Origin of the sequence: Micromonospora halotolerans (genome assembly GCF_032108445.1) — a bacterium.
Taxonomy (GTDB): domain Bacteria; phylum Actinomycetota; class Actinomycetes; order Mycobacteriales; family Micromonosporaceae; genus Micromonospora; species Micromonospora halotolerans.
In genome coordinates this window covers 3,831,819-3,856,646 of sequence record NZ_CP134876.1, presented here as the reverse complement: position 1 = coordinate 3,856,646, position 24,828 = coordinate 3,831,819, and the positions used below count along the sequence as shown (strand labels likewise).

23 protein-coding genes are annotated in these 24,828 nt (G+C 74.0%); 4 read left to right on the top strand and 19 right to left on the bottom strand.

Annotated features, from left to right (window positions below; translation table 11 throughout):
* Positions 1-71 precede the first annotated feature (71 nt).
* The 5 genes from RMN56_RS18355 to RMN56_RS18335 all read right to left on the bottom strand — a co-directional run bounded on the left by RMN56_RS18355 (position 72) and on the right by RMN56_RS18335 (position 5,158).
* Positions 72-530, bottom strand: a complete 459-nt coding sequence (locus tag RMN56_RS18355) for a hypothetical protein (protein WP_313718677.1) — start codon at positions 528-530, stop codon at positions 72-74.
* A 1-nt stretch (position 531) separates the two neighbouring features.
* Complete coding sequence (locus RMN56_RS18350; protein WP_313718676.1) at positions 532-2,979, bottom strand: molybdopterin oxidoreductase family protein; 2,448 nt, start codon at positions 2,977-2,979, stop codon at positions 532-534.
* A gap of 3 nt (positions 2,980-2,982) precedes the next feature.
* A complete protein-coding gene (locus RMN56_RS18345) occupies positions 2,983-3,279 on the bottom strand; it encodes an HPP family protein (protein ID WP_313718675.1) in 297 nt (98 codons plus the stop codon).
* 65 nt (positions 3,280-3,344) lie between these two features.
* Positions 3,345-4,523: a zinc-dependent alcohol dehydrogenase gene (locus RMN56_RS18340; RefSeq protein WP_313718674.1), complete on the bottom strand. Its 1,179-nt coding sequence runs from the start codon at positions 4,521-4,523 to the stop codon at positions 3,345-3,347.
* Positions 4,520-5,158: an SRPBCC family protein gene (locus RMN56_RS18335; RefSeq protein ID WP_313718673.1), complete on the bottom strand. Its 639-nt coding sequence runs from the start codon at positions 5,156-5,158 to the stop codon at positions 4,520-4,522. Before RMN56_RS18335 ends, RMN56_RS18340 begins: the two co-directional genes overlap by 4 nt.
* A gap of 140 nt (positions 5,159-5,298) precedes the next feature.
* Here RMN56_RS18335 and RMN56_RS18330 point away from each other — a divergent pair, with 140 nt between their 5' ends.
* On the top strand, positions 5,299-6,402 hold the full coding sequence (locus RMN56_RS18330; RefSeq protein WP_313718671.1) for a glycosyltransferase family 2 protein: 1,104 nt from the start codon (positions 5,299-5,301) through the stop codon (positions 6,400-6,402).
* An 88-nt stretch (positions 6,403-6,490) separates the two neighbouring features.
* Here RMN56_RS18330 and RMN56_RS18325 read toward each other — a convergent pair whose 3' ends face one another.
* Genes RMN56_RS18325 through RMN56_RS18315 form a run of 3 tightly spaced genes read right to left on the bottom strand, consistent with a single transcriptional unit; the run spans position 6,491 to position 8,416 of the window.
* Positions 6,491-7,141, bottom strand: a complete 651-nt coding sequence (locus RMN56_RS18325) for a DUF3618 domain-containing protein (RefSeq protein WP_313718669.1) — start codon at positions 7,139-7,141, stop codon at positions 6,491-6,493.
* Complete coding sequence (locus RMN56_RS18320) at positions 7,138-7,602, bottom strand: phage holin family protein (protein ID WP_151462565.1); 465 nt, start codon at positions 7,600-7,602, stop codon at positions 7,138-7,140. Before RMN56_RS18320 ends, RMN56_RS18325 begins: the two co-directional genes overlap by 4 nt.
* 31 nt (positions 7,603-7,633) lie before the next feature.
* The gene (locus RMN56_RS18315) at positions 7,634-8,416 is read right to left on the bottom strand and encodes a hypothetical protein (RefSeq protein ID WP_313718668.1); all 783 of its coding nucleotides are present in this window, start codon (positions 8,414-8,416) and stop codon (positions 7,634-7,636) included.
* A 201-nt stretch (positions 8,417-8,617) separates the two neighbouring features.
* Here RMN56_RS18315 and RMN56_RS18310 point away from each other — a divergent pair, with 201 nt between their 5' ends.
* Together RMN56_RS18310 and RMN56_RS18305 are read left to right on the top strand one after the other, a co-directional pair.
* The gene (locus tag RMN56_RS18310) at positions 8,618-9,100 is read left to right on the top strand and encodes a DUF4383 domain-containing protein (protein WP_313718666.1); all 483 of its coding nucleotides are present in this window, start codon (positions 8,618-8,620) and stop codon (positions 9,098-9,100) included.
* Positions 9,101-9,223: 123 nt separating this feature from the next.
* Positions 9,224-9,883 carry a DUF6766 family protein gene (locus RMN56_RS18305; RefSeq protein WP_313718664.1) on the top strand — a complete coding sequence of 220 codons (660 nt, stop codon included), beginning with the start codon at positions 9,224-9,226 and terminating at the stop codon, positions 9,881-9,883.
* Between the two features lie 9 nt (positions 9,884-9,892).
* On the opposite strand, the gene RMN56_RS18300 is transcribed toward RMN56_RS18305, so the two are convergent.
* The 11 genes from RMN56_RS18300 to RMN56_RS18250 all read right to left on the bottom strand — a co-directional run bounded on the left by RMN56_RS18300 (position 9,893) and on the right by RMN56_RS18250 (position 22,940).
* The gene (locus tag RMN56_RS18300; protein ID WP_313718662.1) at positions 9,893-10,342 is read right to left on the bottom strand and encodes a GNAT family N-acetyltransferase; all 450 of its coding nucleotides are present in this window, start codon (positions 10,340-10,342) and stop codon (positions 9,893-9,895) included.
* A 70-nt stretch (positions 10,343-10,412) separates the two neighbouring features.
* Entirely contained in the window at positions 10,413-11,873 is a 1,461-nt protein-coding gene (gene obgE / locus RMN56_RS18295) for a GTPase ObgE (protein ID WP_313718661.1), read from the bottom strand.
* Between the two features lie 90 nt (positions 11,874-11,963).
* A complete protein-coding gene (gene rpmA / locus RMN56_RS18290) occupies positions 11,964-12,218 on the bottom strand; it encodes a 50S ribosomal protein L27 (protein WP_013288010.1) in 255 nt (84 codons plus the stop codon).
* An 11-nt stretch (positions 12,219-12,229) separates the two neighbouring features.
* On the bottom strand, positions 12,230-12,544 hold the full coding sequence (rplU, locus tag RMN56_RS18285) for a 50S ribosomal protein L21 (protein WP_151462559.1): 315 nt from the start codon (positions 12,542-12,544) through the stop codon (positions 12,230-12,232).
* A gap of 189 nt (positions 12,545-12,733) precedes the next feature.
* On the bottom strand, positions 12,734-13,207 hold the full coding sequence (locus RMN56_RS18280) for a hypothetical protein (RefSeq protein WP_313718660.1): 474 nt from the start codon (positions 13,205-13,207) through the stop codon (positions 12,734-12,736).
* A gap of 117 nt (positions 13,208-13,324) precedes the next feature.
* Positions 13,325-16,366: an Rne/Rng family ribonuclease gene (locus RMN56_RS18275; protein ID WP_313718659.1), complete on the bottom strand. Its 3,042-nt coding sequence runs from the start codon at positions 16,364-16,366 to the stop codon at positions 13,325-13,327.
* 131 nt (positions 16,367-16,497) lie between these two features.
* Entirely contained in the window at positions 16,498-17,217 is a 720-nt protein-coding gene (locus RMN56_RS18270) for a TIGR03936 family radical SAM-associated protein (protein ID WP_313724781.1), read from the bottom strand.
* A gap of 245 nt (positions 17,218-17,462) precedes the next feature.
* A complete protein-coding gene (gene mycP, locus RMN56_RS18265; protein ID WP_313718658.1) occupies positions 17,463-18,836 on the bottom strand; it encodes a type VII secretion-associated serine protease mycosin in 1,374 nt (457 codons plus the stop codon).
* A gap of 10 nt (positions 18,837-18,846) precedes the next feature.
* Positions 18,847-20,322: a hypothetical protein gene (locus RMN56_RS18260; RefSeq protein ID WP_313718657.1), complete on the bottom strand. Its 1,476-nt coding sequence runs from the start codon at positions 20,320-20,322 to the stop codon at positions 18,847-18,849.
* A 13-nt stretch (positions 20,323-20,335) separates the two neighbouring features.
* Complete coding sequence (locus tag RMN56_RS18255; protein ID WP_313718656.1) at positions 20,336-20,776, bottom strand: hypothetical protein; 441 nt, start codon at positions 20,774-20,776, stop codon at positions 20,336-20,338.
* 178 nt (positions 20,777-20,954) lie between these two features.
* Complete coding sequence (locus RMN56_RS18250; RefSeq protein WP_313718655.1) at positions 20,955-22,940, bottom strand: TIGR03960 family B12-binding radical SAM protein; 1,986 nt, start codon at positions 22,938-22,940, stop codon at positions 20,955-20,957.
* Between the two features lie 244 nt (positions 22,941-23,184).
* On the opposite strand from RMN56_RS18250, the gene RMN56_RS18245 reads away from it, so the two are divergent.
* Positions 23,185-24,801: a hypothetical protein gene (locus RMN56_RS18245; protein WP_313718654.1), complete on the top strand. Its 1,617-nt coding sequence runs from the start codon at positions 23,185-23,187 to the stop codon at positions 24,799-24,801.
* Positions 24,802-24,828: the final 27 nt, after the last annotated feature.

Sequence of the window (24,828 nt, the reverse complement as noted above, 5' to 3'; positions counted from 1 at the left end):
CGCGCCTCCTCGCACCGCCCGCCCGGACGGGCGGGGCCGGCGCCAGTCTCACCCGGAGGTGTGACAGGCGGTCACTCGGCGACGACGAGCGCCTGCGGGGCGGCCTGCTTCATCCGGGTGCGCAGCCACTTGAGCTGGATGGCGGTCTCCTGCTCGCACGCCTTGACCACCCCGAGCAGGTCCTCGTCCCGGGCCCCGTACGCGGCCTGCCCGACCACCGTCCAGCAGATGTCGCACTGGGCGGCCATCAGGTAGAGGTCCTGGAGGTCGCGGAGCAGCCCGATCGGCCCGCTGCGGGTGCCGGAGAACAGCTCGGAGTGCAGCCGGTCCGGCTCGGCCGGGGCGTCCTCGGCGTAGCGGCGGGCGAAGGGGCCCAACTTCTCCGCGTGGGCGCGGCACTGTTTGGCCAGCCTCTCGCAGGTGTGGAAGATGTCCGGCTCGTCCCCGTGCGCCTTCCCCACCTCGGTGAAGGCGTCACCGAGGCGCTCCTGGGCCTTGTGCAGCAGGCCGAGATAGTGGGCCAGGTGCATGTCACTCTCCCCTCGACGGCGCCTCAGCGGCCGGCCCGCCGACCGTGGCCGGGATTCCGGAGCCCTCCGGCGGGGCGGAGCCGCCCACCGTGGGCGCGGGCGACGGGCGGCCGCCCGAGTCGGCCTCCTTCACCACCCGCACCGCGGCCACCTTGAAGATCGGCTGCTTGGAGACCGGGTCCCAGGCCGTGATCGTCAGCTCGTTGGCCGCCCGGTCGTGCCGCCCCTCCCCCGGGCCGGCGCCGTCGGTCGCGTCCCAGTAGCCGTAGTGGAAGGGGAGGAAGACCACGCCGGGGCGTACCCCGCAGATGCGGGCCCGGGCGCGGACGACGCCGCGCGGCGACTCGATCCGGACCAGGTCCCCCTCGCCGACGCCGAGCCCCTCGGCGTCGGCCGGGTTGAGCTCCACCCACGACTCGGGGGCGGCGTGCACGAGCTGGGTGGCCCGGCCGGTCTTGGTCCGGGTGTGGAACTGGTAGACGGTCCGCCCGGTGGTGAGCAGCAGCGGGAAGTCCCCGCTCGGCACCTCCGGCGACGGCTGGTACGGCGTGGCGTGCAGGAACGCCCGCCCGCCGGGCTGCTTGGCCCGGTACTCCTCGGGCAGCAGCTCGGCCCCGGTGGCCAGGTCGTGGCCGTAGGACTCGCAGTAGTCCGGGTCGGTGTTGAACACCCCGTCGGTGTAGAGCCGCTCGGTGCCGTCCGGGTGCTCCTCGGTGCAGGGCCACTGGACGCCGCCGGTGCGCAGCTTGTCGTAGGTGATCGCGGTGTAGTCGCAGGGCCGGCCGCGGGAGCACTCCTTCCAGGCCTCGAAGACCTCCTCCGGCCCGGTCCAGGTGATCAGCGGGTTCCCGTCGGAGTCGCGGAAGTCCATCCGGCGCGCGTAGTCGAGGAAGATGTCCAGGTCGGGGCGGGCCTCGCCAGGCGGCTCGACGGCCTTGTCGGAGATGTGCACGGTCCGGTCGACGCTGGTGAACGTGCCGGTCTTCTCGCCCCAGGTGGCGGCCGGCAGCACCACGTCGGCCAGCTCGGCGGTCTCGGTCAGGAAGAGGTCCTGCACCACCACGAACAGCTCCGGCTTCGCCAGGATCCGGCGGATCCGGGCCAGGTCGGGCAGGGAGACCGCCGGGTTGGTGGCCGAGATCCACAGCAGCTTGATCGAGCCCTGTTCGGCGTACCGGAAGATCTGCATGGCGTGGGTCGGCGGCGCCCAGTGCGGGATGCGGTCGACCTCGACGTTCCACAGCCGGGCCAGCTCGGCGACGTGCTCCTCGTTCTCCCAGTTGCGCAGGCCCGGCAGGTCGCCGTCGGCGCCGCACTCGCGGTTGTTCTGCGCGGTGGGCTGGCCGTTCATCTGGTAGAGCCCGGCGCCGGGCCGCCCGAGCATGCCCCGGATCAGATGCAGGTTGTTCACCTGGCAGGACGCCGCGGTGGCCTGGTTGGACTGGTAGAAGCCCTGGAGGACGGTGGACAGCAGCCGTTCCGACCGCCCGAGCAGCTCGGCGGCGCGCTCGATGTCCGCGGCCCGCAGGTCGCAGATGTCGGCCACCTTGGCGACCGGGTAGTCCTCCACCACCTGGCACAGCTCCTCGAAGCCGAGCGTGTGCTCCCGGACGTACGCCTCGTCGTACCAGCCGCGGTGGATCACCTCGCGGAGCAGGCCGTTGAGCAGCGCCAGGTTGGTGCCGTTGCGCAGCGCCAGGTGCACGTCGGCCTCCCGGGCCACCGGGGTGGCGCGCGGGTCGACGGCGAGCATCGCCGGTGGGTTCGGCCCCCGCCGCCGGTCCAGCATCCGCATCCAGAGCACGGTCTGGGTCTCCGCGACGTTGTGCCCCCACAGCGCGATGGCGTCGCAGTGGTCCACGTCGGTGTACGAGCCGGGCTGCCCGTCGGTGCCGAAGGACGCCTTGAGCGCCGCGGCGGCCGTGGCGGTGCAGAGCCGGGTGTTGCCGTCCATGTGCGGGGTGCCCAGCCCGGCCTTCCCGATCACGCCGAGCGTGTAGTACTCCTCGAGGAAGAGCTGCCCGCTGGTGTAGAAGCCGAAGTGCCCCCAGCCGCCCGGGCCGTCCAGCAGCTCCTTCGACCGGGCCACGATCCGGCCCATGGCGGTGTCCCAGTCGGTCTCGACCAGCCGGTCCCCCTCCCGGACCAGCGGCCGGCGCAGCCGGTCCGGGCTGTGGTTGGCCTGCCAGCCGTAGAGGTCCTTCGGGTCGACCCGGCCGTGGTTGATCCGGTCCCCGGCCCGGCCCCGCACTCCGACGATCCGGTCGTCGACCACGGCGATGTCCATGGCGTCGCCGTTGGAGTGCAGGATCGAGGCGCTGGGCACCCACCGCCGGACGTCGGCCTCGGTGTGCCCGTCGGCCAGGAAGGTGTCCACCCGCACCGGCCAGCGTTCCCCCGGCCCGTACGGCGTGCGCGGCCCCCACGGGTCCGCGATCCGGTCCACCATCGTTCATCCCTCCTTCGGCGCCGCCCAGAGCGGCATGGGTCGGCCGGCCGCGCGGTGGAACAGCAGGTCCACCACGGTCACCAGCAGCACGGCGGCGAACGCGACGACGAGCTGGCCCGGGGTGTGCAGCAGCCCGAGGCTCACGATCAGTGTGGTGGCGCCGGCCGGCGGATGCGCGGCCTTCAGCAGGACCAGCACCGCGGCGGTGACGGCGAGGGTGCCGGCGGCGGCCACGATCCGCGCCCCGGACATCTCCCGCGCGGCGGGCCGGGACGGCGTCTCATCGATCTCGGCGGGCATGTCGGGTGCTGTACCCCTGCCGCGGGAATTCGAATCGACGCACGTCCCGGCGATCACGCGGCCGGTCAGGCCGCCTGCGGGTGCAGCACCGTGCGCAGGCAGCCCTCCTCCTTCTTCTGGAAGATCTCGTACCCCCGGGCTCCCTCCTCCAGCGACATCGGGTGGGTGGCCAGGTAGCCCGGGTCGATCTCGCCGATCGCGATCCGGTCCAGCAGCATCGGGATGTAACGCTGGGCGTGCATCTGCCCCATCCGCAGCACCAGCGCCTTGTTCATGGCCGCGCCGAGCGGGAACTTGTCCACGAGGCCGCCGTACACCCCGACGATGCTCACCGTGCCGCCCTTGCGGCACGCCATGATCGCCTGCCGGACCGAGGTGGGCCGGTCGGTCTGCAGCCGGGCGCTCTGCTTCGCCTTGTCGTACGCGTAGGCCGGCCCGACGTCGTGGGACTCCATGCCGACCGCCTCGATGCAGGCGTCCGGCCCGCGCCCGGCGGTCAGCTCGCGCAGCGCCTCCAGCACGTCGGTCTCCGCGTAGTTGATCGTCTCGACGCCGAGTCGCTGGGTGGCGGTCGCCAGTCGCTCCGGCAGCCGGTCGATCATGATGACCCGCTCGGCGCCGAGGATCTGCGCGGACCGGGCGGCCATCTGTCCCACCCCGCCGGCGCCCCAGACGGCGACCACCTCGCCGCCCTTGAGGCCGCAGAAGTCGGCCGCCATCCAGCCGGTCGGCATGGCGTCGGAGGCGAACACCACCGAGTCGTCCGGCACGCCGTCGGGCACGGTGAACGCGCCGACGTCGCCGAAGGGCACCCGGATGTACTCCGCGTGGCTGCCCGCGTAGCCGCCGGCCGCGTGCGAGTAGCCGAGGATGCCGGCCGGCGAGTGACCCCAGAGCTTCTCGGTGAAGACCGGCTGCGGGTTGGAGTTGTCGCAGAGCGAGTACTGCTCGGTGCGGCAGTACCAGCAGCCCCCACAGGCCACCACCGAGCCCACGACCACCCGGTCGCCGACCTTGATCCGCCGCACGTCGGGGCCGGTCTCGACCACCTCGCCCATGAACTCGTGGCCGAGGATGTCGCCCTCACGCATCGCCGGCAGGTATCCGTTGATCAGGTGCAGGTCGGAGCCGCACACGCTGCTGGCCCGCACCTTGACGATGATGTCGCCGCCGGACCGGACGGCCGGCTCCGGCACGTCGCGCACGGCCAGCTTGCCGACGCCCTCCCAGCACAGCGCCCTCACGGCCGTCCTCCCGCCATCAGCTTCTCCCGCATCCGGTCGGTGGCCTGCTCCTGCTTCGGGCTGCGCCCCGACGGGTCGTGCCGGGTGTCCAGCACCTGGCCGGTCTCGATGAGCGACTTGATCCGGCGCAGGGCGCTGCGCAGCGCGACGTCCGGGTCGTCCCCGCCGGCCAGGCCGAGCGCCCGGCGTACCGGGCCGGACCGCCAGCGCAGCTGGGCCCGGATCTCGGTGCCCCGGTCCTGCGGCGCCGGCACCAGCTCGACCCGTCCCTCCTGGGCCACCGGTCCCTCGGTGACCCGCCAGCTCAACCGGCCCGGCCCGGCCACGGTGATCTCGGCGCGCCACTCGGTGCCGTCCCCGCCCGGGTCGGTCGCCACGCAGCGCCACCGGCTGTCGTCGAGCTGCTCCAGAGTCACCCACTCGGCGAGCCCGCGGTCCAGCCGTTCCCGGTCGGTCCAGAAGCCGATCACCGCCTCCATCGGCCGGTCCACCGTGATTCCCCGGTGGACGACGTACCAGCCGTCCGCCCGGTCGGGTTGGTGCCGGCGCCGTCGCCGGGCCACCACCCGGCCGACCCCGAGCGCGGTCACCGCGGCGGCGCCGACCAGCGTCCACCTCGTCGCGTTGCTGCTCATCACGTCTCCTCCACCGGGGCGCCTCGGACCGCCCACATTCCGGAGCGCTACCCGGCCCGGCGGCGTCGAAACGGCGAAACGGTTTGATCACCGGGATTTCGGGCACGCTGCCGTCTCCGCCGACCGAGAAGGGCGCGCCCGTGACCCACGACTTCCGCCGGTCCGGCCGGCACCGACCGGCCGGCGGCATCCAGGAGGCGCCCGACCCCGGCGCGGCGTCCGCGCCGCAGCGGCTTCGGATGGCGTACGTCCTGCCGCTGCGCCCCGACGGCGACCGCGACGGCACCGGGCTGACCGGTTACCTGCGCGAGCTGAGCCGGTGGGTGGACGTGATCGTGGTCGACGGGTCCCCGCCGGAGCTGTTCGCCCGGCACGCCGCCGCGTGGCGGGGCCTGGTCCGGCACGTCCCGCCCGATCCCGCGCTGCGCGGACGCAACCCCACGGCGCTCGGCGTGCTGACCGGCGTCGCCCTGGCCCGCCACGAGCACGTGGTGATCGCCGACGACGACGTCCGCTACGACCTCGCGGGGCTGCGCGCCGTGCACGGGCTGCTCGACCGGGTCGACCTGGTCCGGCCGCAGGACCACGTCGACCCGCTGCCCTGGCCCGCCTGGCGGGACACCGGCCGGACGCTGCTCCACCGGGCGCTCGGCGGCGACCGGCCGGGCACCCTCGCGGTGCGCCGGAGCACCTTCCTGGCCATGGGCGGCTACGACCCGGACGTGCTCGCGGAGAACCTGGAGCTGGTCCGGACGGTCCGCGCGTACGGCGGCGCCACGGCGACCCCCGCCTGGCTGTACGTGCGCCGGCTCCCGCCGACCGCCGCGCGCCGGCCGGCGTACGACGACCTGGCCCGGCCCGGGTGGCTGCTGGCCGCGCTGGCGGTGCTGCCGGCCGCGGCGGCCGCGCTCGCCGCCCGCCGGCCGGGGCTGCTGCTGCGGGCCGGGGTGGCGACGCTGGCCGTGGCGGAGCTGGGCCGGCGGCGGGCCGGCGGCGCCCGCGTCTTCCCGGCGCACACCACGCTCGCGGCGCCGATCTGGCTGCTGGAACGCGGGGTCGGCGCCTGGCTCGCCGTGGGCCGGCGGCTGCGCGGCGGCCGGCCCGGCCCGGACGCCGGTCAAGCGGCGCACACCACCCGGGCGCTGCGCCGGCGGCTCGCCGAGCGCCGCCCCGACGACCTGGTGCTCTGGGTGGAGACCGGCGCCGCGCCGGCACCGGCACCGGTGGACCGGCTGCCGCGCTGAACCGACGGCCCCGCACGCGACAGCTCGCGGCCACCTCCCGGCGTGGCGCCGGGTGTGGCCGCGAGCTGCGGCGTGCGGACGGCGGTGGTCAGTACCGCACCTGGTCGCGGGACTGCTGCGCGGTGTCCTTGACGTCCTGCGCGGCGGACCTCGTGTCGTCCTTGACGGCGTGCACGGCGTCCTGCGCGGTGGACTTCACCGACTCGGTGGCCTGCTGCGCCGGCTCGCGCAGCTCCTCCTTCAGCTCCCCGGCGACCTCGGTGAGCTTCTCCTTCACCACGCCGCCGTGCTCGGCGGCCTTCTCCTTGACCTGCGCGGCGACCTGCTGCTCGCGGCGGGTGGCCGGGATCAGCGAGGACACCAGCATGCCGACGCCGAAGGCGATCACGCCGGCGGCGATCGGGTTGCCCTCCGACTTCTCCCGCAACACCTGCGGGGCCCGCTGGGCGGCGTCGCCGACGGTCGAGGCGGCGGCGTGCGCCTTGTCGCCGACACTGGAGGCCGCCGAGGAGGCGTGGTCGCCGACCGAGTGGGCGGCGTGGCCGGTGCTGTGGCCGAGGTCGGATGCGGTTCCCATCACCTTGTCCTTCACGTTGGTGAGCGCGCTGCGGACGCGCTGCTTGCGGTCGTCGACGATCCGGCCCGGGCTCACCTTGTACGCCAGGGCGTCCACGTCCGAGCTGAGGCTGGTGCGAGTGGCTTCGATCTCCCGGCGGATCTGGTCGGGATCGGTGCTCATCGGGTGACTCCCTCCGGGTGCGGCTTGAGCGCGTCGGGGATGCGCTGCACGCTGTCGTTGGTCTGCTTGAGGCCGCGAATCCGCTCGGCGTTCTTCTTGGCCTTCGAGTAGAGGACCGCGGCGACCACGGCCCAGATCACGGCCACGATCAGCGCGGCCAGGCCCGAATCCATCACGTTGTCCAGGAACTGCCACACCGCGATGGAGACGAAGAGCGCCACCATGTAGCCGCCGAAGCCGGCGCCGCCGAAGAGGCCGGCGGCCTTGCCCGCCTTCTTCCCCTCCTGGCGGATCTCGGCCTTGGCCAGCTCGACCTCCTGACGCATCAGCGTGGAGAGGTCGGTGGTGACCTGGCGCATCAGCTCACCGATGGAGCTGCCCCGGACCTCGTCCGCGGTGTGCGGCGCGCCCGCCGCGGTGTAACCCGAGTCCAGTCCGGACCCCTGCGTCGGCATGCTCATGCCGCCGCCTCCCTTCTGCCGCTCAGGCCGTTCACGGACGGTTGACGCCGCTCGACGGCACGCCCGGCAGCGGGTCGGTCCGGCTCGGCGGGGGCAGCGGCTGGCCGGTGCCACCCTCCGGGTCGGCCCAGGTGTTCGGGGCGCCGCCACCCGGGTAGGTCGCGCCCGGCGCGGAGTAGCCCGGGTCCGGCTCGGCGTACGTGCCGGGGGTCGGGTCGAGGTAGCCGCCCGGCGGCACCTGCTCCGGGACCGCCCGGGAGGTCGGGATGACCGCCGTGCGGTCCGGGTCGTACGACGGCTGCACGCCGCCGTCGCCGACCGCCGCGATGTTCCGGGTCAACCGGCCGGCGACCACACCGAGCACGGCGGCGCCCAGCAGGAAGGTGCCCGGGTTGCGGCGGGCGTAGTTCTTCACCTCGTGGAGCAGGTCGCCCGGCTCGCGCTGCTCCAGCCAGCCGGCCACGCCGTGCACCCGGTCGGCGGCCTGGTGGGCCAGCTCGGTGACCGGGCCGGAGCCGCCGCCGTTCTGCGCCATCGAGCGCATCTCCTCGGCCAGCGAACGCAGCCCGCTGGCCGCGCGCTGCTGCTGCTCGCTGGTCTGGGCGGTGACCTGGTTCCGGGCCTCGCCGTAGAGGTTGCGGGCCTGGCGCCTGGCCTCGCCCACGACCTCCTGGCCCTGCTCCTTGGCGGTCTGGGCGACCGCGCCGCCCGCGTTGGCGGCCTCGTTGCCGACCTGGCGGGCCTGGTCACGGACGCCGCCGCCGTTGGTCGACTCGTAGGTGCTGCCGGACGTGGATGAGAGATCGTAAGTCATGGATTTCCCTTCCGCTCGGAATTCGTAGCGGGTGTGCTGGGGGGATCACACCGGCGTTGCTGCCGGCGTGTCGAAATCCCTACCCCCGGTCGTCGGGTCCATGCCTGATTCGTCATTTCTCTGCGGAGTCGCCCCGCGCCGGTCACACAATGGAGGGTCTGCCCGCTCGGGCGGCGGTGTGCTCCCACGGAGGTGACAGCGATGGCACGTGACGTGCGCGGACGCGCCGCGGCCCGGTCCCGGCCGCCGATCCAGAAGGTCGCGCTCGCGGTGGCCGCCGTCTTCGTGCTGATCGGTGTGCTCGGCTTCGTTCCCGGCTTCACCACCCACTACGGCGACCTGGAGTTCGCCGGCCACCACTCGGAGGCCAAGCTCATCGGCCTGTTCCAGGTGTCGATCCTGCACAACCTGCTGCACCTGCTCTTCGGGCTGCTCGGCCTCGTGCTGGCCCGCCGGGTCGCCGGGGCGCGGCTGTTCCTGGCCGGCGGCGGCGCCGCCTACCTGGGCCTCTGGCTGTACGGCTTCGCCATCGACCGGGAGACCGCGGCCAACTTCGTGCCGTTCAACGACGCCGACAACTGGCTGCACCTCTTCCTCGGCTTCGGCATGCTCGCGCTGGGTCTGCTGCTCAACAACGACGTGGGCACCGGCGGGCGGCCGGACACGGCCCTCGACCGGCCCTGACCAGCGCCGCCACCCGTTCGGGCGGCGTCGCCCGCGACCCGCCGGACCGGCGTTTGCCCGTTCACCGCCAGGGGCACAGGACCACCACGGGGAGTGACCCCGGCGGGACGAGGAGGTCCGGCGATGCCACGGTTTCTACGCGACAACGCGCTCACGGTCGCCATGCTCGGCGCGTTCGTGATCTTCCTGCTGTTGCAGAGCGTGTTCGGCTGGCAGGTGCACAACGAGGAGCTGGCCGAGTACGGCGCCGCGCCGTTGAGCTGGTGGGCGTACCTGGGCACCGGGCACTTCGCCGAGGCGGTCTTCGAGAACTGGGAGTCCGAGTTCCTCCAGATGGGCGGCTACGTGCTGCTCACCGCGTACCTGGTGCAGAAGGGCTCGGCCGAGTCGAAGCCGGAGGGCCAGACGGACCGGCCCGACGACGACCCGAGGCACGGGACCCCGGACTCCCCGTGGCCGGTGCGGGCCGGCGGCCTGCCGCTGGTGGTCTACCGGAACAGCCTCTCGATCGCGCTGTTCATGATCTTCGCGGGCTCGTTCCTCGGGCACCTGTTCGGCGGGGTGGCCGCCTACAACGAGGAGCAGGCGCTGCAGAGCGGGGCCGCTCCCGTCAGCGCCTGGCAGTTCCTCGGCACCAGCGACTTCTGGTTCCAGTCGATGCAGAACTGGCAGAGCGAGTTCCTCGCCGTGGGCGCGCTCATCCTGCTCAGCATCGTGCTCCGGCAGCACGCCAGCCCCGAGTCCAAGCCGGTCACCGCGGCCCACGCCGAGACCGGCGCGTAGGGTCCGCCGTCAGGCGGCGACCGGGAACCGCTTGGCGAAGCAGACGCTGTACGGGTTGTCGACGTACTCGCCGTACACCGGGACGGGCCGGTAGCCGCAGGACCGGTAGAGGCCGATGGCGGCCGGCAGATAGCTGCCGGTCTCCAGGCACACGGTGGTGTGCCCCTGCCGGAAGGCCAGTTCCTCCAGCGCGGCCAGCAACTGCCGGGCGATCCCCCGCCCCCGGTACGCCGGCCGGACGTACATCCGCTTCAGCTCGCCGGTGTGGGCGTCGAGGGCCTGGAGGCCGCCGCAGGCGACCGCCCGGCCGCCCTCGACCACCGCGAGGTAGCGGATGTCGTCGTGGGTGACCGTCGCCTGCCCGTCCAGGCCGCCGTCGGCCTCGCGCAGCTCCCGCTGCTGCGCGGCGACCAGAGCGGCGATCTCCGGATCGGTGGCGGGACGGGATTCGATCAGCATCCCGTCACGGTAGGTCGACCGGATTTCGCGGAGGTTTCCGGTCACCGTCCCGCACGCGGACGGGGCGGAACTACTCCCAGTCCTCGTCGTCGGCGTCGTCCTGCGGTGCGGCCGCCACCTCGTCCTCCGGGCGCACCCGGCGCGCCTTGCGGGCGGCCAGCCGCTCCGCGGCGGACGCCCGGGTCGTCTTGTCCTCCAGCCGGACGTCGGTGCCCCGGTTGCCCGGGACGAAGTCGACGCCGGCGTAGAGGGTGGGCTGCCAGTCGAACTCCCGGTCGCCGATCCGGACCAGGTCGCCCGCCTGGGCGCCGGCCTTGGCCAGCTTCTCCTCCACGCCGAGGCGGGCCAGCCGGTCGGCCAGGAAGCCCACCGCCTCGTCGTTGTCGAAGTTCGTCTGCTTGACCCAGCGCTCCGGGCGGCTGCCCCGGACGGTGAAGGACCCGTCGTCCTCGGCCTCGATGGTGAAGCCGGCGTCGTCGACCGCCTTCGGGCGGATCACGATCCGGGTCGGCTCGGCCGGCGGCGCGGCGCGGCGCGACTGGTCGACCAGCTCGGCCATCGCGTACATCAGCTCCCGCAGCCCTTCCCGGGTGGCGGTGGAGACGTCGAACACCCGGAAGCCGCGGGCCTCCAGGTCGGGCCGGACGATGTCGGCGAGGTCCCGCCCGTCCGGCACGTCGATCTTGTTGAGCGCCACGAGGCGGGGCCGGTCGGCCAGACCGCCGTACTGGGTCAGCTCGGACTCGATGGCGTCGATGTCGGCCAGCGGGTCCCGGCCCGGCTCCAGCGTCGCCGTGTCGACCACGTGCACCAGCACGGCGCAGCGCTCGACGTGGCGGAGGAACTCCAGGCCCAGCCCCCGGCCCGTGGCCGCGCCCGGGATCAGCCCCGGCACGTCGGCGACCGTGAAGGTGTGGTTGTCCACCCGCACGACGCCCAGGTTGGGCACGAGGGTGGTGAACGGGTAGTCGGCGATCTTCGGCTTGGCCGCGGAGATCACCGAGATCAGCGAGGACTTGCCGGCGGACGGGAAACCCACCAGGCCCACGTCGGCGACGCTCTTCAGCTCCAGCACCACGTCGAGCCGGTCCCCGGGCTCGCCCAGCTCGGCGAAGCCGGGGGCCTTGCGCCGGGCGTTCGCCAGCGAGGCGTTGCCCCGGCCGCCGCGCCCGCCCCGGGCCGCCTCGAAGGTGGTGCCCACGCCGACCAGGTCGGCCAGCACCTCGCCGTCGAGGGTCTGCACCACCGTGCCGTTGGGCACCTTGATGATCAGGTCGTGGCCGTTGGCGCCGTCCCGGTTCGAACCCGCCCCGCCCTTGCCGTTCTCGGCCTTCATGTGCGGGCGGAAGTGGAAGTCCAGCAGCGTGGTCACCTGCGGGTCGACGACCAGCGACACGCTGCCGCCGTGCCCACCGTTGCCGCCGTCGGGCCCGCCGAAGGGCTTGAACTTCTCCCGGTGGATGGAGACACAGCCGTGCCCGCCGTCGCCGGCCTGCATGTGCAGGACGACCCGGTCAACGAACGTCGTCACGACGCCAATCCTTCCAGCGGGGCACACCCCCGCGTGAGAAAAGACGAAGCGGGCCGGGACACGAGGTCCGCGGCCCGCTTCGCCGGAAGATTACTGCTGCGGCACGATGCTGACGGTCTTGCGACCACGCTTGGTGCCGAACTGGACCGAGCCGGCGGCCAGCGCGAACAGCGTGTCGTCGCCGCCACGGCCGACCAGGTCACCGGGGTGGAACTTGGTGCCACGCTGACGGATGAGGATCTCACCCGCGCTGACGACCTGACCACCGAAGCGCTTCACGCCGAGCCGCTGGGCCGCGGAATCGCGACCGTTACGCGAGCTGGACGCACCCTTTTTGTGAGCCATTGGAGGACGACCTACTTCCCGCTGGAGATGCCGGTCACCTTGACCTGGGTCAGCGGCTGGCGGTGACCCTGGCGCTTGTGGTAGCCGGTCTTGTTCTTGAACTTGTGGATCCGGATCTTCGGGCCCTTGGTGTGCGCGGCGATCTCGCCGGACACCGCAACCTTGGCAAGCTTCGTAGCGTCGGTCACCAGGTCGTCACCGTCGACGAGGAGCACCGCGGTGAGCTTCACCGCGTCGCCGGGGGCACCGGCGAGCTTCTCGACCTCGATCACGTCGCCCTCGGCGACCTTGTACTGCTTGCCGCCGGTCTTGACGATCGCGTACATCGGAGGCGGACTCCCTGTCGTTGAGGCTGCTAGCGTCTTTTCCCACCGTTACCGGCCAGTCGTTCCCACGGCGTCTCGCCGGGAGCCGTGACACCGGCAGCGCGGGCACGCGGGAACTCAGCACACCAAAAGTGCGCCGCAGGCAAGCGTACGCCATGACCGGCCCGCCGCCCAAACCGGGCCGCCGGGTCAGGCCGGACAGAGCTCGTCGAGCCGCCCCTGGAGCCGGTCGAACTCCGTCTCGTCGATCGCCTGCACGTCCGTGCCGAGCCCGGCGACCTCGCTGGCGAGGTCCGCCAGCAGGGTACGCAGCCGCGGGTCGGCGGCCTGCCCGGACTGCTCCCGCAGCGCGTCCCGCCAGCCGGTGAGGGCCGTCTCCGCGTCCCGCCGGGCGGCGTCCGCGGCCGTGCGGTCGCCGCGGCCGGTGGCGCGCAGCATCTCGGCCAGCTTGAACACGTACGTCTGCACGGCCGCGGAGCCGGCCTGCTTGGCGCGGGCGCAGACACCCGGGTCGCCGGTGACCGTCGGCGCCGGTGTGGCCGCCGTGGGCGGTGGGGCCGGTGAGGCGAAGCCCACGGCGAAGGGATCCTCGCCCCGGTCGGCGCAGCCCGCGCCGGCCAGCAGGATCCCGGTCAGCGCGGTGACCGCGAACACGCGACGCATGTCTCCTCCCTCCGGGGCCGGCCGTTCCGACCGGGGGTCGACGGACACGGCAGGGCCCCTGCCCCGGACTCTGTTGCCGGTGCAGGGGCCCTGTCAAACGCCGTGCAGGTCAGCGGCTCACGGCCGGGTACGCCGCCGGGCGCCGCCGCGCCGGGAACGCCGGCGGGCGGTGCCGCTCTCGGCGCCGTCCTCGTCCCCGTCGCCGATGGCGTCCGGGTCGTCCGCGGCGGCCAGCCGGGCCGAGTCGCCCTGCTGGCTGTCCGCCACCGCCGGGGCGGCCGCCGTCTCCGTCTCGAACCGGGACAGGTCGTAGCCCTGGGTGTCGTAGTAGTCGTCGTCCGAGCCGTCGACCACCTCGGCGACGGCCTTCTCCGGCGCCGCCGGGGTGGGCTGCTCCGCGGCCTCCGCCGCGGGCTTCTCCGCGGCGGCCTTGCGACCCCGGCGGCGCCCCTTCTCCTCGGTGGCGGGGCTGGTGACGGCCGAGGCCACCGCCTTGACCCTCTCCCCCGCGCCGCCGCGCGGCTTCTCCGGCACCGGCTCGGTGTGGATGATGACGCCCCGGCCCTTGCAGCACTCGCAGGTCTCGCTGAACGCCTCCAGCAGGCCCGCGCCGATCCGCTTGCGGGTCATCTGCACCAGGCCGAGCGAGGTGATCTCGGTGACCTGGTGCTTGGTGCGGTCCCGGCCGAGGCACTCGGTGAGCCGGCGCAGCACCAGCTCCCGGTTCGACTCCAGCACCATGTCGATGAAGTCGATCACCACGATGCCGCCGAGGTCGCGCAGCCGGAGCTGGCGCACGATCTCCTCGGCCGCCTCCAGGTTGTTCCGGGTGACCGTCTCCTCCAGGTTCCCCCCGGAGCCGGTGTACTTGCCGGTGTTGACGTCGATGACGGTCATCGCCTCGGTCCGGTCGATCACGAGCGAGCCGCCGGACGGGAGGAAGACCTTCCGGTCCAGCCCCTTGAGGATCTGCTCGTCGATCCGGTACTCGGCGAAGACGTCGGTGGTGCCGGCGTGCCGGCGCAGCCGGGCCACCAGGTCGGGCGAGACGTGCGACAGGTAGGACTCGACCAGGTCGTACGCCGGCTCGCCCTCGATGACCAGCTCGCGGAAGTCCTCGTTGAACAGGTCCCGGACCACCCGGATGACCAGGTCGGGCTCCTCGTAGAGCAGCACCGGGGCGCCACCCTCGGCCGCCTTGGCCTGGATCTCCTCCCACTGCGCCTGGAGCCGCTTGACGTCCCGGGCCAGCTCGTCCTCGCTGGCGCCCTCGGCGGCCGTCCGGACGATCACCCCGGCGCCGTCCGGCACCAGCTTCTTGAGGATGTCCCGCAGCCGCTTGCGCTCGGTGTCCGGCAGCTTCCGGCTGATGCCGGAGGCGTTGCCGTTCGGCACGTACACCAGGTGCCGGCCGGAGAGCGCGATGTGGCTGGTCAGCCGGGCGCCCTTGTGCCCGATCGGGTCCTTGGTGACCTGCACCAGCACCGAGTCGCCGGACCGGAGCGCCTGCTCGATCGAACGGGCCCGGCCCTCCAGGCCGCTGGTGTCCCAGTTGACCTCACCGGCGTAGAGCACGGCGTTGCGGCCGCGCCCGATGTCGACGAAGGCCGCCTCCATGCTGGGCAGGACGTTCTGCACCTTGCCCAGGTACACGTTGCCGGCCATGGTGCCGGACGAGTTGCGGGTCACGTAGTGCTCGACCAGCACACCGTCCTCGAGGACGGCGATCTGCGTCCGGTCGCCCCGCTGGCGGACCGCCATCACCCGGTCGACCGCCTCGCGGCGGGCCAGGAACTCCGACTCGCTGAGGATCGGCGGGCGGGTACGCCGCTGCTCGCGGCCGTCCCGGCGGCGCTGCCGCTTGGCCTCCAGCCGCGTCGAGCCGGAAACGCCCTGCACCTCGTCGACGGCCTTGCGCGGCTCGCGGATCTTGACGACGGTCGGCACGCCGTCCTCGGCGGCGGTCTCCGCCTCACCCGCGCCCCGGCGGCGGCGCCGACGGCGGCGGCGGGTCAGCCCCTCGCCCTCGGCCTCCTCCTCGTCCTCGGTCTCCTCGGCCTCGGCCTCGGCGGACTCGGCGCGAACGGCCTCCTCGGCCTCCTCGTCCTCCGCCTCCTCGGCGCCCCGACCGCGACCGCGGCCCCGGCGGCCACGACGACGGCGACGACGCAGGGCCGCCTCGTCCTCGTCCTCCTCCGCCTCGGCGATCTCCTCGGCCTCGGCGGTCGGCTCCTCCTCGACCTCGGCCTCGACCTCGGCCGGCTCGGCCTCGCGACGACCCCGGCGGCGGCGCCGGCCGGTCTCCGCCGGCTCCTCGACCGGCTCCTCGGCGACCGGGTAGGTGACCCGGACGACCGGGGCCTCCTCGGGCTGCGGAGGCATGAACAGGACGGTCGGCGCGGAGAGCGCGGCGCGGCGGCGACGGCCGGTCGGTGCGGGCTCCTCGGCCGGCTCCTCGACGGGACCCGGCACCGCGGCGCCCGGCGACACCTCCCCGGTCCGGTCCTCCGGACCGCCGGCGCGGGCCAGGGCGGCCTCGTCGGCGTCCCGGTCGCCGGGGGCCGGCTCGTCCTCGGCGTCCTCGCCGACCGCGTCCTCGTCCTCGTTCTCCGGCTCGCCCTGGGCGGGCGCCGGGGGCTCCGGGGCGGCGGGCGGCTCGGTGTCGGCCTGCGGCTCGGCGACCGCGTGCGGCTCGACCGCGGGCCCGGCGGTCTCGGCGGGCGCACCGGTCGGCGGCTCGTCCGCGACGGCCTCGGCCGGCGGCGGGGTGGCCTTGCGGCGGCGGGTGCGGGTGACCTTGACCGGTGGCACCACCTCGGCCGAGGCGGCCTCCGCCCCGGCCGCGACCATCGGCTCCTCGGTCGCCTTGGCGGGGGTCGCCTTGCGCCGCCGCCGGGTCTTCGGCGCGGCCTCCAGGTCCCCGGCCACCGGGGCGAACACCTCGGCCTGCGGCGTCTCACCGGTCCCGGTCGCCGGGGTGTGCGCCTCGACCGGCGCGTCGGTCTGCTCCGGCTGGTTCAGCGGAGCGGCCTTGCGGCGGCTGGCCCGCTTGCGGGCCGGCGGCTTGACCTCGGCGGTGCTGTCGGTGCGGCTGGTGGCGGTTGCCTCGGCCGGCTCTGCGCCGGTCCGTTCGCCGCCCTCGGGCTCGTTCTCGAGCATGGACGTTCTCCAGTTCTGGCTGCCCCGGGCGCGGGTGAGCGCTGCCACGCAGGGTCGCCGCAAAAGGTGTTTCCGCCGGTCGCGCAGGTGCGCGGCCGCCGAAGTCTGCCTGCCAGAACACTGACCGTCGGTCAGCGTTCTCCGATGGCTGCCCCGTCGCGATCCGCGTCCAACGGATCGACGATCTCGCCCTGCGCGGTCAACGTGCCCTGCGCCAGCCGAATCACACTCGGTGAGACCGGCGGCTCCAGGTCGGCCACCACGCGGAGGCCGGAAAGGACGTCATCGGGTCGAACGGAGGGGGTGACCTGCCGTACGACCAGTTCGAGTATCGCACACGGTACGGCCGTCGCCCCGGAAGGCGTCTCGGACGGCGGCAGCGCATCGATGGCCATGACGGCCGCGCGGGCGTCGAAGGTGCGCCGCCCCTGCTTGGTCATCCGCTCGACCTGGATCTCCTCGGCGGCGGTGAACGCGCTCACGGCCCGCTCCAGCGCGGCCGGGTCGACCTCGGGCAGCTCGATCCGCCAGCGGGAGGCCTCGATCCGGTCGGCCAGGCTGCCGCCGGCGGCCTCCACCGCGTCCAGCACGTCGAGCCCGGGCGACAGGGCGGCGTCCAGCGCCGCCCGCAGCTGCTCCGGGTCGACCGGCTCGCGCAGGCCGATCTCCAGGTACTCGGCCTCGCTGGCCACGCCGGTCGGCGCGGCCGAGGCGTACGAGATCTTCGGGTGCGGGGTGAAACCCTGGGAGAAGGCGATCGGTACGCCGGCCCGGCGCAACGCGCGCTCGAAGGCCCGGGCGAAGTCCCGGTGCGAGGTGAACCGCAGCGGTCCACGCTTGGCGTACCGGATCCGGACCCGCTGGACGACCGGCGCCTGGCCGCCCTCGGGTTGAGGCTTTCTGGCGATCGTGAGCTCCTCGGCTGTGCCTGCGTGTCGGTCCCATCCTGGCGCAGCGGCCGGCGTGGCCCGCAGCCGGGGCGGCGGAAGCGGCCGGACGAACCGGCTCGAACCGGTCAACGAGGGGATGGCCCGCTGCCCGGAGACGACGGTGGCCGGCCGGCGACACACAGGTCACCTGGCCGGCCACCGCAGTGTCAGGACCGGTTCCCGCCCGGCGGCGGGTACGTCCCCGGCGGCGGCGGAACGTGGCCGGGCGGCGGGGCGTAGGGGTTGGCGCCCGGCGGGGCCGGGACACCCGGCGCGCCCGGCGGGGCGTGGTAGCCGGCCGGGACGGGCGGGGTGCCGTAGCCACCCCCGGCGCCCTGGTCGAGCAGATGGTCCGGCACGGCGGCCGCCCGGGCCGCCTCCCGGCGGTAGCGGCGCCGGTTCCAGATCAGGAAGACCACCAGCGCCACCAGCACCAGGAGCACCACGGCGATGCCGATGCCGATGACCATGACCTGCTGGTCGGTGGGGCCGCCCCGGTCGCCGTACTTCGTCACGTCGAAGTCGTCGTCCTCGGCGGCCTGCGGCGGGGCCGGGCTGGCCGCGGGCCCGCCGAGAAGCGGATTCGCCGAGACCGCCGGCACCTTGGCGGTGAGCGCCGCCACCGGGTCCACCCGACCGAAGCCGTACTGCGGGTCGCGGCCGGGCGGGCCGGCGTCCCGGGCGGTGCGGATGATCCGGTTGATCACGTTGGGCGCGGAGAGGTCCGGGTATTTCGCGCGGATGAGCGCCGCGATGCCCGAGACGATCGCCGTGGCGTCCGAGGTGCCGTCACCCCAGCCGTAGCCGTGGTCCCGGCCCGCGTTGTAGATGCCGTCGGCGGGGGCGGCCACCACGGCCTCGGGCCCCTGGACCGAGCCGGACCAGAAGCGCCCGCCCCGGGTCGTGCCGGTCACCGCGATCACCCCGGAGACGTTGGCCGGGCTGATCACCTCGCTGTCCCCTCGGGCGGTGTTGCCGGCGCCGGCCACCACGACCACGTCCCGGTCGAGGGCGTACCGGATCGCCGCCTCCTCGTCGGCGGACGCCGCGCCCATGCTGCCGTAGGACAGGTTGACGACCTTGGCGCCGCCGTCGACGGCCATCCGGATGCCCTGGGCCGACGCCGCCTCGCTGATCTCCCCCTTGCCCGGCTTGGTCTTGATCGGCAGGATCCGCGCGCCCGGCGCGATGCCGGTCACCCCGTCCGAACCGGCGTTGCGCGCCGCGATGATGCCGGCCATATGGGTGCCGTGGCCCTCCGCGTCGGCGCGTCCGTCACCGGGGGCGCCGTAGCTGCGGCCACCGGCGAGCACCTGGCCGGCCAGCTCCGGGTGGGTGGCGTCGACGCCGCTGTCCACCACGGCGACCGTCACCCCGCGCCCGGTGGAGAGCCGGTGCGCCTGGTCGATGCGCAGCTCGTCCAGATACCACTGCTCGGCCCGTCGCGGCGCGGCGGCCGCCGGTTGGGCGGCCCCCAGCACCATGAGCCCGGCCACCAGGCCGGCCGCGACCGGGCGGAGCGCGCCCACGTGCAACCTCATCCGTCCGTCCTCAGCGCAGGATGCCGGGGGACGCGGCGTCACCGCTGCCCCACGGATCGTCGTCCTCAGTCAACCACGACGAGTGCTCGCTGCCGCTGCCGCCGTGCCCGGCGCCGCCGTGCCCGCCGCCCATCATGCCGCCGCCCATCATGCCGGCACCGCGCGCGCCGCCCGCGCCCGCGCCGGCGCCCGCCGCGTTGCGCAGCGCGCTGGCCGCGCTGGTCATCGGGGGCACCTTGCCGTTGCCGCCGCCGACCATGCCGGGGATGCCGCCCATGCCGATCCCGCCGGCCGCGCCGACACCACCGCCACCGATGCCGCCGGCCGAGCCGAGGCCCGCGCCACCGCCACCGAAGCCGCCACCGGCGCCACCGAGCCCGGCGGAGTTGACGCCGCCACCGAGACCGCCGGTGCCGCCGTAGCCACCGCCGATGCTGCTCGGCCCGCCGGCGCCGGCCAGGCCGGTGCCGTAGTCGTGGTCACCCGTCCCGGTGCCCGGGTAGCCCGCGCCGGTGGACGGCGGGGTGTAGCTGCCGGCACCGCCGCCGCTACCGCCGCCGAAGTCCGGACCGCCGGTGGTGGGCGGGGGCGTCAGGGAGCCGCCGTCGAAGGAGCCCCCGCCGCCGCCACCGCCGACGCCGGTGCTGCCGAGGGAGGGCGCGCCGCCACCGAAGCCGCCGCCCGCGCCACCGCCACCGACGCCACCACCACCACCGCCCGGCAGGCCGGACGGCGGCTTGCGGTCGTCGGGGCGGTAGTCGTCGATGCTGCCCTTCGGGTTCGGCACGACCAGCTTGGGCCGCTCCGTCTCCACCGCGGCGGGCAGCGGCGACATCGCCGAGTTGGCCGCCTGCTGGTTGTCCCGGTACCAGTTGTCCAGGTGCGACTTGGTGTCCCACCAGCCGCCACGCTTGTTGTCGCTGGCGTTGCCGTCGACCTTCATGGTCGCCTCGAGGTCGTCGGCCTTGTCGCGGAACGCGCCGTCGGCGTACGAGGCCGGGTTGCTCTGGTAGTCCTTGCGCAGCGCGGCCAGGAAGCCCGAGGCGCTCTCGCCGTCGCGGGCGTCGTCGAGCTCGGTGCCGTTGGGCAGGCTCCACTCGTTCCAGCCGAAGTCGTCCATCAGCGGGATCGGGATGCTCGCCACCGACTTGCGGATGTCACCCTCGATCCGCGACAGCGCGCCGCTGACGTTGCTCGCGTGGGTGATGAGGTCCTCGATCTCCTTGCCGATCTCGCCCAGGTGCTCGCGGTACGCGTCGCCGCCGCTGCCCTTCCAGCCGCTGAGCAGGCCGGGCAGGCCGCCGCTGTGCGGGCGCTCCTTGCCGGGCGCGATCGGGCCGACGAAGGACCGACCGACGAGCGAGTCCCGCAGGTAGCCCAGGCCGGTGGAGAGGTTGCTCCACCCCATCCCGACCGAGCCGACCGTCTCCGGGTCCGCCGACAGCGTCACCTCGCGGACGCACCGCTCCCAGGTTCCTCCAGCCATGACCCTCTCCCCCTCAGGCCGTGTACGGGTAGGTGGGCTGCTCGCCCGTCGCCGGCGGCGGGGCGGCGGATTCCAGCATCCGCTCGATCTCCTTGCCGTTGGCGGCATTGCGGGCCTCGGTGTCGCGGAACGCCTTCGCGATGTCCTCGGTGCCCTGCTTCAGGTTGGCGAGCTTGGTGGAGAGCGCCTTGAGGTGGGCCTCCATGTTCGCCGTCGACTTCGTCAGCGCCTGCCACTGCATGCGTGCGTCCTCGTACGCGCCGAACGGCGTGCCGTTGGGCACCGTCTGCGCGTTGTTGCTGTCGCCCTTCATCCGCTCCTTGATGCGTTCCATCTCGTAGCTGATGGTGTCGTCGACATACTGCTTGAGGCGCTCGACGTAGTCCGCCGCGGCGTCCAGGTCCTCGACGCTGACGTGCAGATCGCCGGTGTCCGGCGGCCTGATGTCGCCCATGCTGCTGCCCTCCCCGCTGCCGGCCTCCGGCCGGTCCAATACGGACGCAGCGTATCGAGAGACAGCCAGTCGGGGCACCCCCACCCCGCGTCACGGGACATCGACGGGCGACGCGTCCCGGAATGTGACGGAGCGCGGGACCCCGAGGGATCCCGCGCTCCGGTGTGCGTCGGCGGTGCTACTGCTGGGCGCCGGCGGGCAGCTTCAGACCGTTGACCGGGGTCAACGGCAGCAGCTTCCGGCCGGTCGGGCCGATCTGGATCTCGGTGTCCATGGAGGGGCAGACGCCGCAGTCGAAGCAGGGCGTCCAGCGGCAGTCGTCCTGCTCGTACTCGGCGAGCGAGTCCTGCCAGTCCTGCCAGAGCCAGTCCTTGTCCAGGCCCGAGTCGAGGTGGTCCCAGGGCAGGACCTCCAGCTCGTCGCGCTCCCGGGTGGTGAACCAGTCCAGGTCCACCCCGTACGCCGGCAGCACCTCGGCCGCCGCGTCCACCCAGCGCTGGTAGGAGAAGTGCTCGCTCCAGCCGTCGAACCGGCCGCCGTTCTCCCAGACCTTGCGGATCACCGCGCCGACCCGGCGGTCGCCCCGGGACAGCAGGCCCTCGATGAGCGACGGCTCACCGTCGTGGTAGCGGTAGCCGATGGCGCGGCCCAGCGAGCGGTCGCTGTTGATCGCCTGCTTGAGCAGCTTGAGCCGGTGGTCGATGACCTCCGGGCGCTCCATGGCGGCCCACTGGAACGGGGTGTGCGGCTTCGGCACGAAGCCACCGATCGAGACGGTGCAGCGGATGTCCTTGGACCCGGTGGCCGCCCGGCCGGCCCGGATGACCTCGTGCGCCATGTCGGCGATCTCGAGGACGTCGGCGTCGGTCTCGGTCGGCAGGCCGCACATGAAGTAGAGCTTCACCTGCCGCCACCCGTTGGTGTACGCGGTCACCACGGTGCGGATGAGGTCGTCCTTCGACACCATCTTGTTGATGACCTTGCGGATCCGCTCCGACCCGCCCTCGGGGGCGAAGGTCAGGCCGGTCCGCCGGCCGTTGCGGGACAGCTCCTGCGCCAGGTCGATGTTGAAGGCGTCCACCCGGGTCGACGGCAGCGAGAGCGAGACGTTGGTGCCCGCGTACTGCTCGGCGAGGCCGGAGCACATGTCGCCGATCTCGGAGTGGTCGGCCGACGACAGCGACAGCAGGCCCACCTCGTGGAAGCCGGAGAACTCCAGCCCCTGCTGCACCATCTGGCCGACCGTGGTGATCGAGCGCTCGCGCACCGGGCGGGTGATCATGCCCGCCTGGCAGAACCGGCAGCCCCGGGTGCAGCCGCGGAAGATCTCCACCGCGTACCGCTCGTGGACCGTCTCGGCCAGCGGCACGAGCGGCTTCTTCGGGTACGGCCAGGCGTCCAGGTCCATGGTCGTGCGCTTGTGCACCCGGAACGGCACGTCGGGGCGGTTCGGCACGACCCGCTGGATCCGGCCGTCCGGCAGGTAGTCCACGTCGTAGAAACGCGGCACGTAGATGCTCTCGGTGCGGGCCAGCCGCAGCAGCAGCTCGTCCCGGCCGCCCGGGCAGCCCTCGGCCTTCCAGTCCCGCACGATCGCGGTGATCTCCAGCACCGCCTCCTCGCCGTCGCCGAGCACGGCGGCGTCGACGAAGTCGGCGATCGGCTCCGGGTTGAACGCGGCGTGGCCGCCGGCCACGATCACCGGGTCGGCCTCGGTGCGGTCGGCGGCCAGCAGCGGGATGCCGGCCAGGTCGATCGCGGTGAGCAGGTTGGTGTAGCCCAGCTCGGTGGAGAAGGAGACGCCGAACACGTCGAAGTCGCGCACCGCGCGGTGGGCGTCGACGGTGAACTGCGGCACGCCGTGGGCGCGCATCAGCTTCTCCAGGTCCGGCCAGACCGCGTACGTCCGCTCGGCGAGCACGTCGGGCAGCTCGTTGAGCACCTCGTAGAGGATCTGCACACCCTGGTTGGGCAGGCCCACCTCGTACGCGTCGGGGTACATGAGCGCCCACCGGACGGTCGCGGTGTCCCAGTCCTTGACCACCGCGCCCAGCTCGCCACCCACGTACTGGATGGGCTTGGTCACCTGGGGCAGCAGCGGCTCCAGCCGCGGCCACACGGAATTGGCCGCGGTCGGGCGCGGCGTCGTCGACGGGGCACTCATGATGCCCAAGGGTACGCGGTCCCCGGCCACCGCCCACGCCGCATCGCCACCCACCCCACCCGCCCCGCAGCCTCCCCACCCCGCCCCCTGCCGCGTTGATCAAGAGGTTTGCGTCGAGATCGGCGCGGATCCCGACGCAAACCTCTTGATCGACGAGCGGGACGGGCGGGGGGGTGGGTCGGGGATTCGTCGGGGGTGGCGGGGCGGTACTAACCTCGCAACGGCGCGAGAGGAGATTGCCGCGATGTCGCAGCCGCAGCCGGGGGCGGACCGGCCGGCCGACGGGGGCACCCCGGCCACCGGCCGGACCGAGGATCCGGTGGTCATCGGGCCTCCGGCCGACCTTCCACCGCAGGCCGACGCCGCGCTCCCGCCCACGACGGACGCGTCGTCTCCGCCGGAGTCCGCGCCGGCGGAGTCCGCGCCGGACGCCCAGGCCCGGCCCACCGCACCGGACCCGCAGCCCGCCGCATCGGCCGAGCCTGCGCCGGAGGGCGAGCCCACCGCGCACCCCGAAGCGGCCGCGCAGTCGGAACCCGCCGCGCAAGTCGACCCCGACGTGCAGGCCAACCCCGACGCGCAGGCCGACCCCGACGCGCAGGCCAACCCCGACGCGCAGGCCAACCCCGACGCGCAGGCCAACCCCGACGCGCAGGCGGCGCCGGACGCCGGAGCCGGGTTGGAGTCCCCGCCCCCGGCCGCGCCGGACCCCGACCCCACCCCGGTCTCGCCGGCCTCTCCCGCCCGCGGGTCCGCCGCCGTGCCCGGTTCCGCCCGCGCCGCCGGCTCCGCCTCGGTCGCACCCCGTCCCGACGCCACCCGGGTGGAGCAGCGGCCGGACCCCACCTGGGTCGAGACGCCGCCCAAGCCCCCCGCCCCCCGCTGGAGCGGGTCCGCCGCGGTCCCGCCCCCGCCGCCGCGCAAGCGCGCCTGGGGCGAGTCGGCCGAGCCCACCCCGCCGCCGGTCGACTCGCCGGAGCACCAGGTCCCGGTCGACCCGTGGGCGGGCGTGGACACCACCGGCTGGGACCTGCACTCCGCCGACTTCCCGGCGCTGCCGCCGACCCTCCCCTACACGGCCCCCTACCCGGCGCCGCACCCACCGGCCCACCCCGCCCCGCCGGTGGCCGCGGCGCCGCCGGTCAGCCCGCCGGCCGTCCCGGTCCCGCCGCCGGTCGCCCGGCCGGTTGCCCCGCCGCCGATGGCCCCGCCCGCGGTGCCGAAGCAGCGCCGCGGGAAGACCCCGCCGCCGGTGGCCACGCCGCCCGGGTGGCGGCCACCCAAGGGGTACGTGGCCGTGCCGGTCCGCCGCCGGCGCCGCTGGCCCTGGGTGCTGCTGCTCAGCGTGGCCTGCTGCTGCGGCGTGCCGCTCTGGTGGGCCCAGCCGCTCTCCAGCCAGTACCCGGCGAGCGCGAGCCTGCCCGACCAGCTCGGTTCGCTGCGGCTGCGCCAGGACGAGCGCAGCCAGGCCGACGCCGCCGAGCTGAAGTCGCAGGTACGCCAGGCGCACCTGCTCGCCGAGGACACCTTCGCCGGCATCTACACCACGAACGACGGCAAGCGGGTCACCCTCTTCGGCGGCACCGGGTTCCGGCTGAGCCCGGAGTCGGACGCGCAGGCCGAGCTGGCCCGCCTCACCGACCGGTACGACCTCGCGCCCTCGGTGCCGGTGGAGACCGGCGTCCGCGGCCGGTACGAGCGGTGCGCGGTGGGCCGGGCCGACGGCGACACCGTGGTGGTGTGCACCTCGGTCGACCACGGCAGCCTGGCCACCGGTGTCTTCACCCGACTGTCCGTGGAGGACAGCGGCCGGCTGCTGGACGACCTGCGCCAGAAGGTGGTCACTCCCGAGCAGTCCTGAGCGACCGTCACCGTTCGCAACGTATCG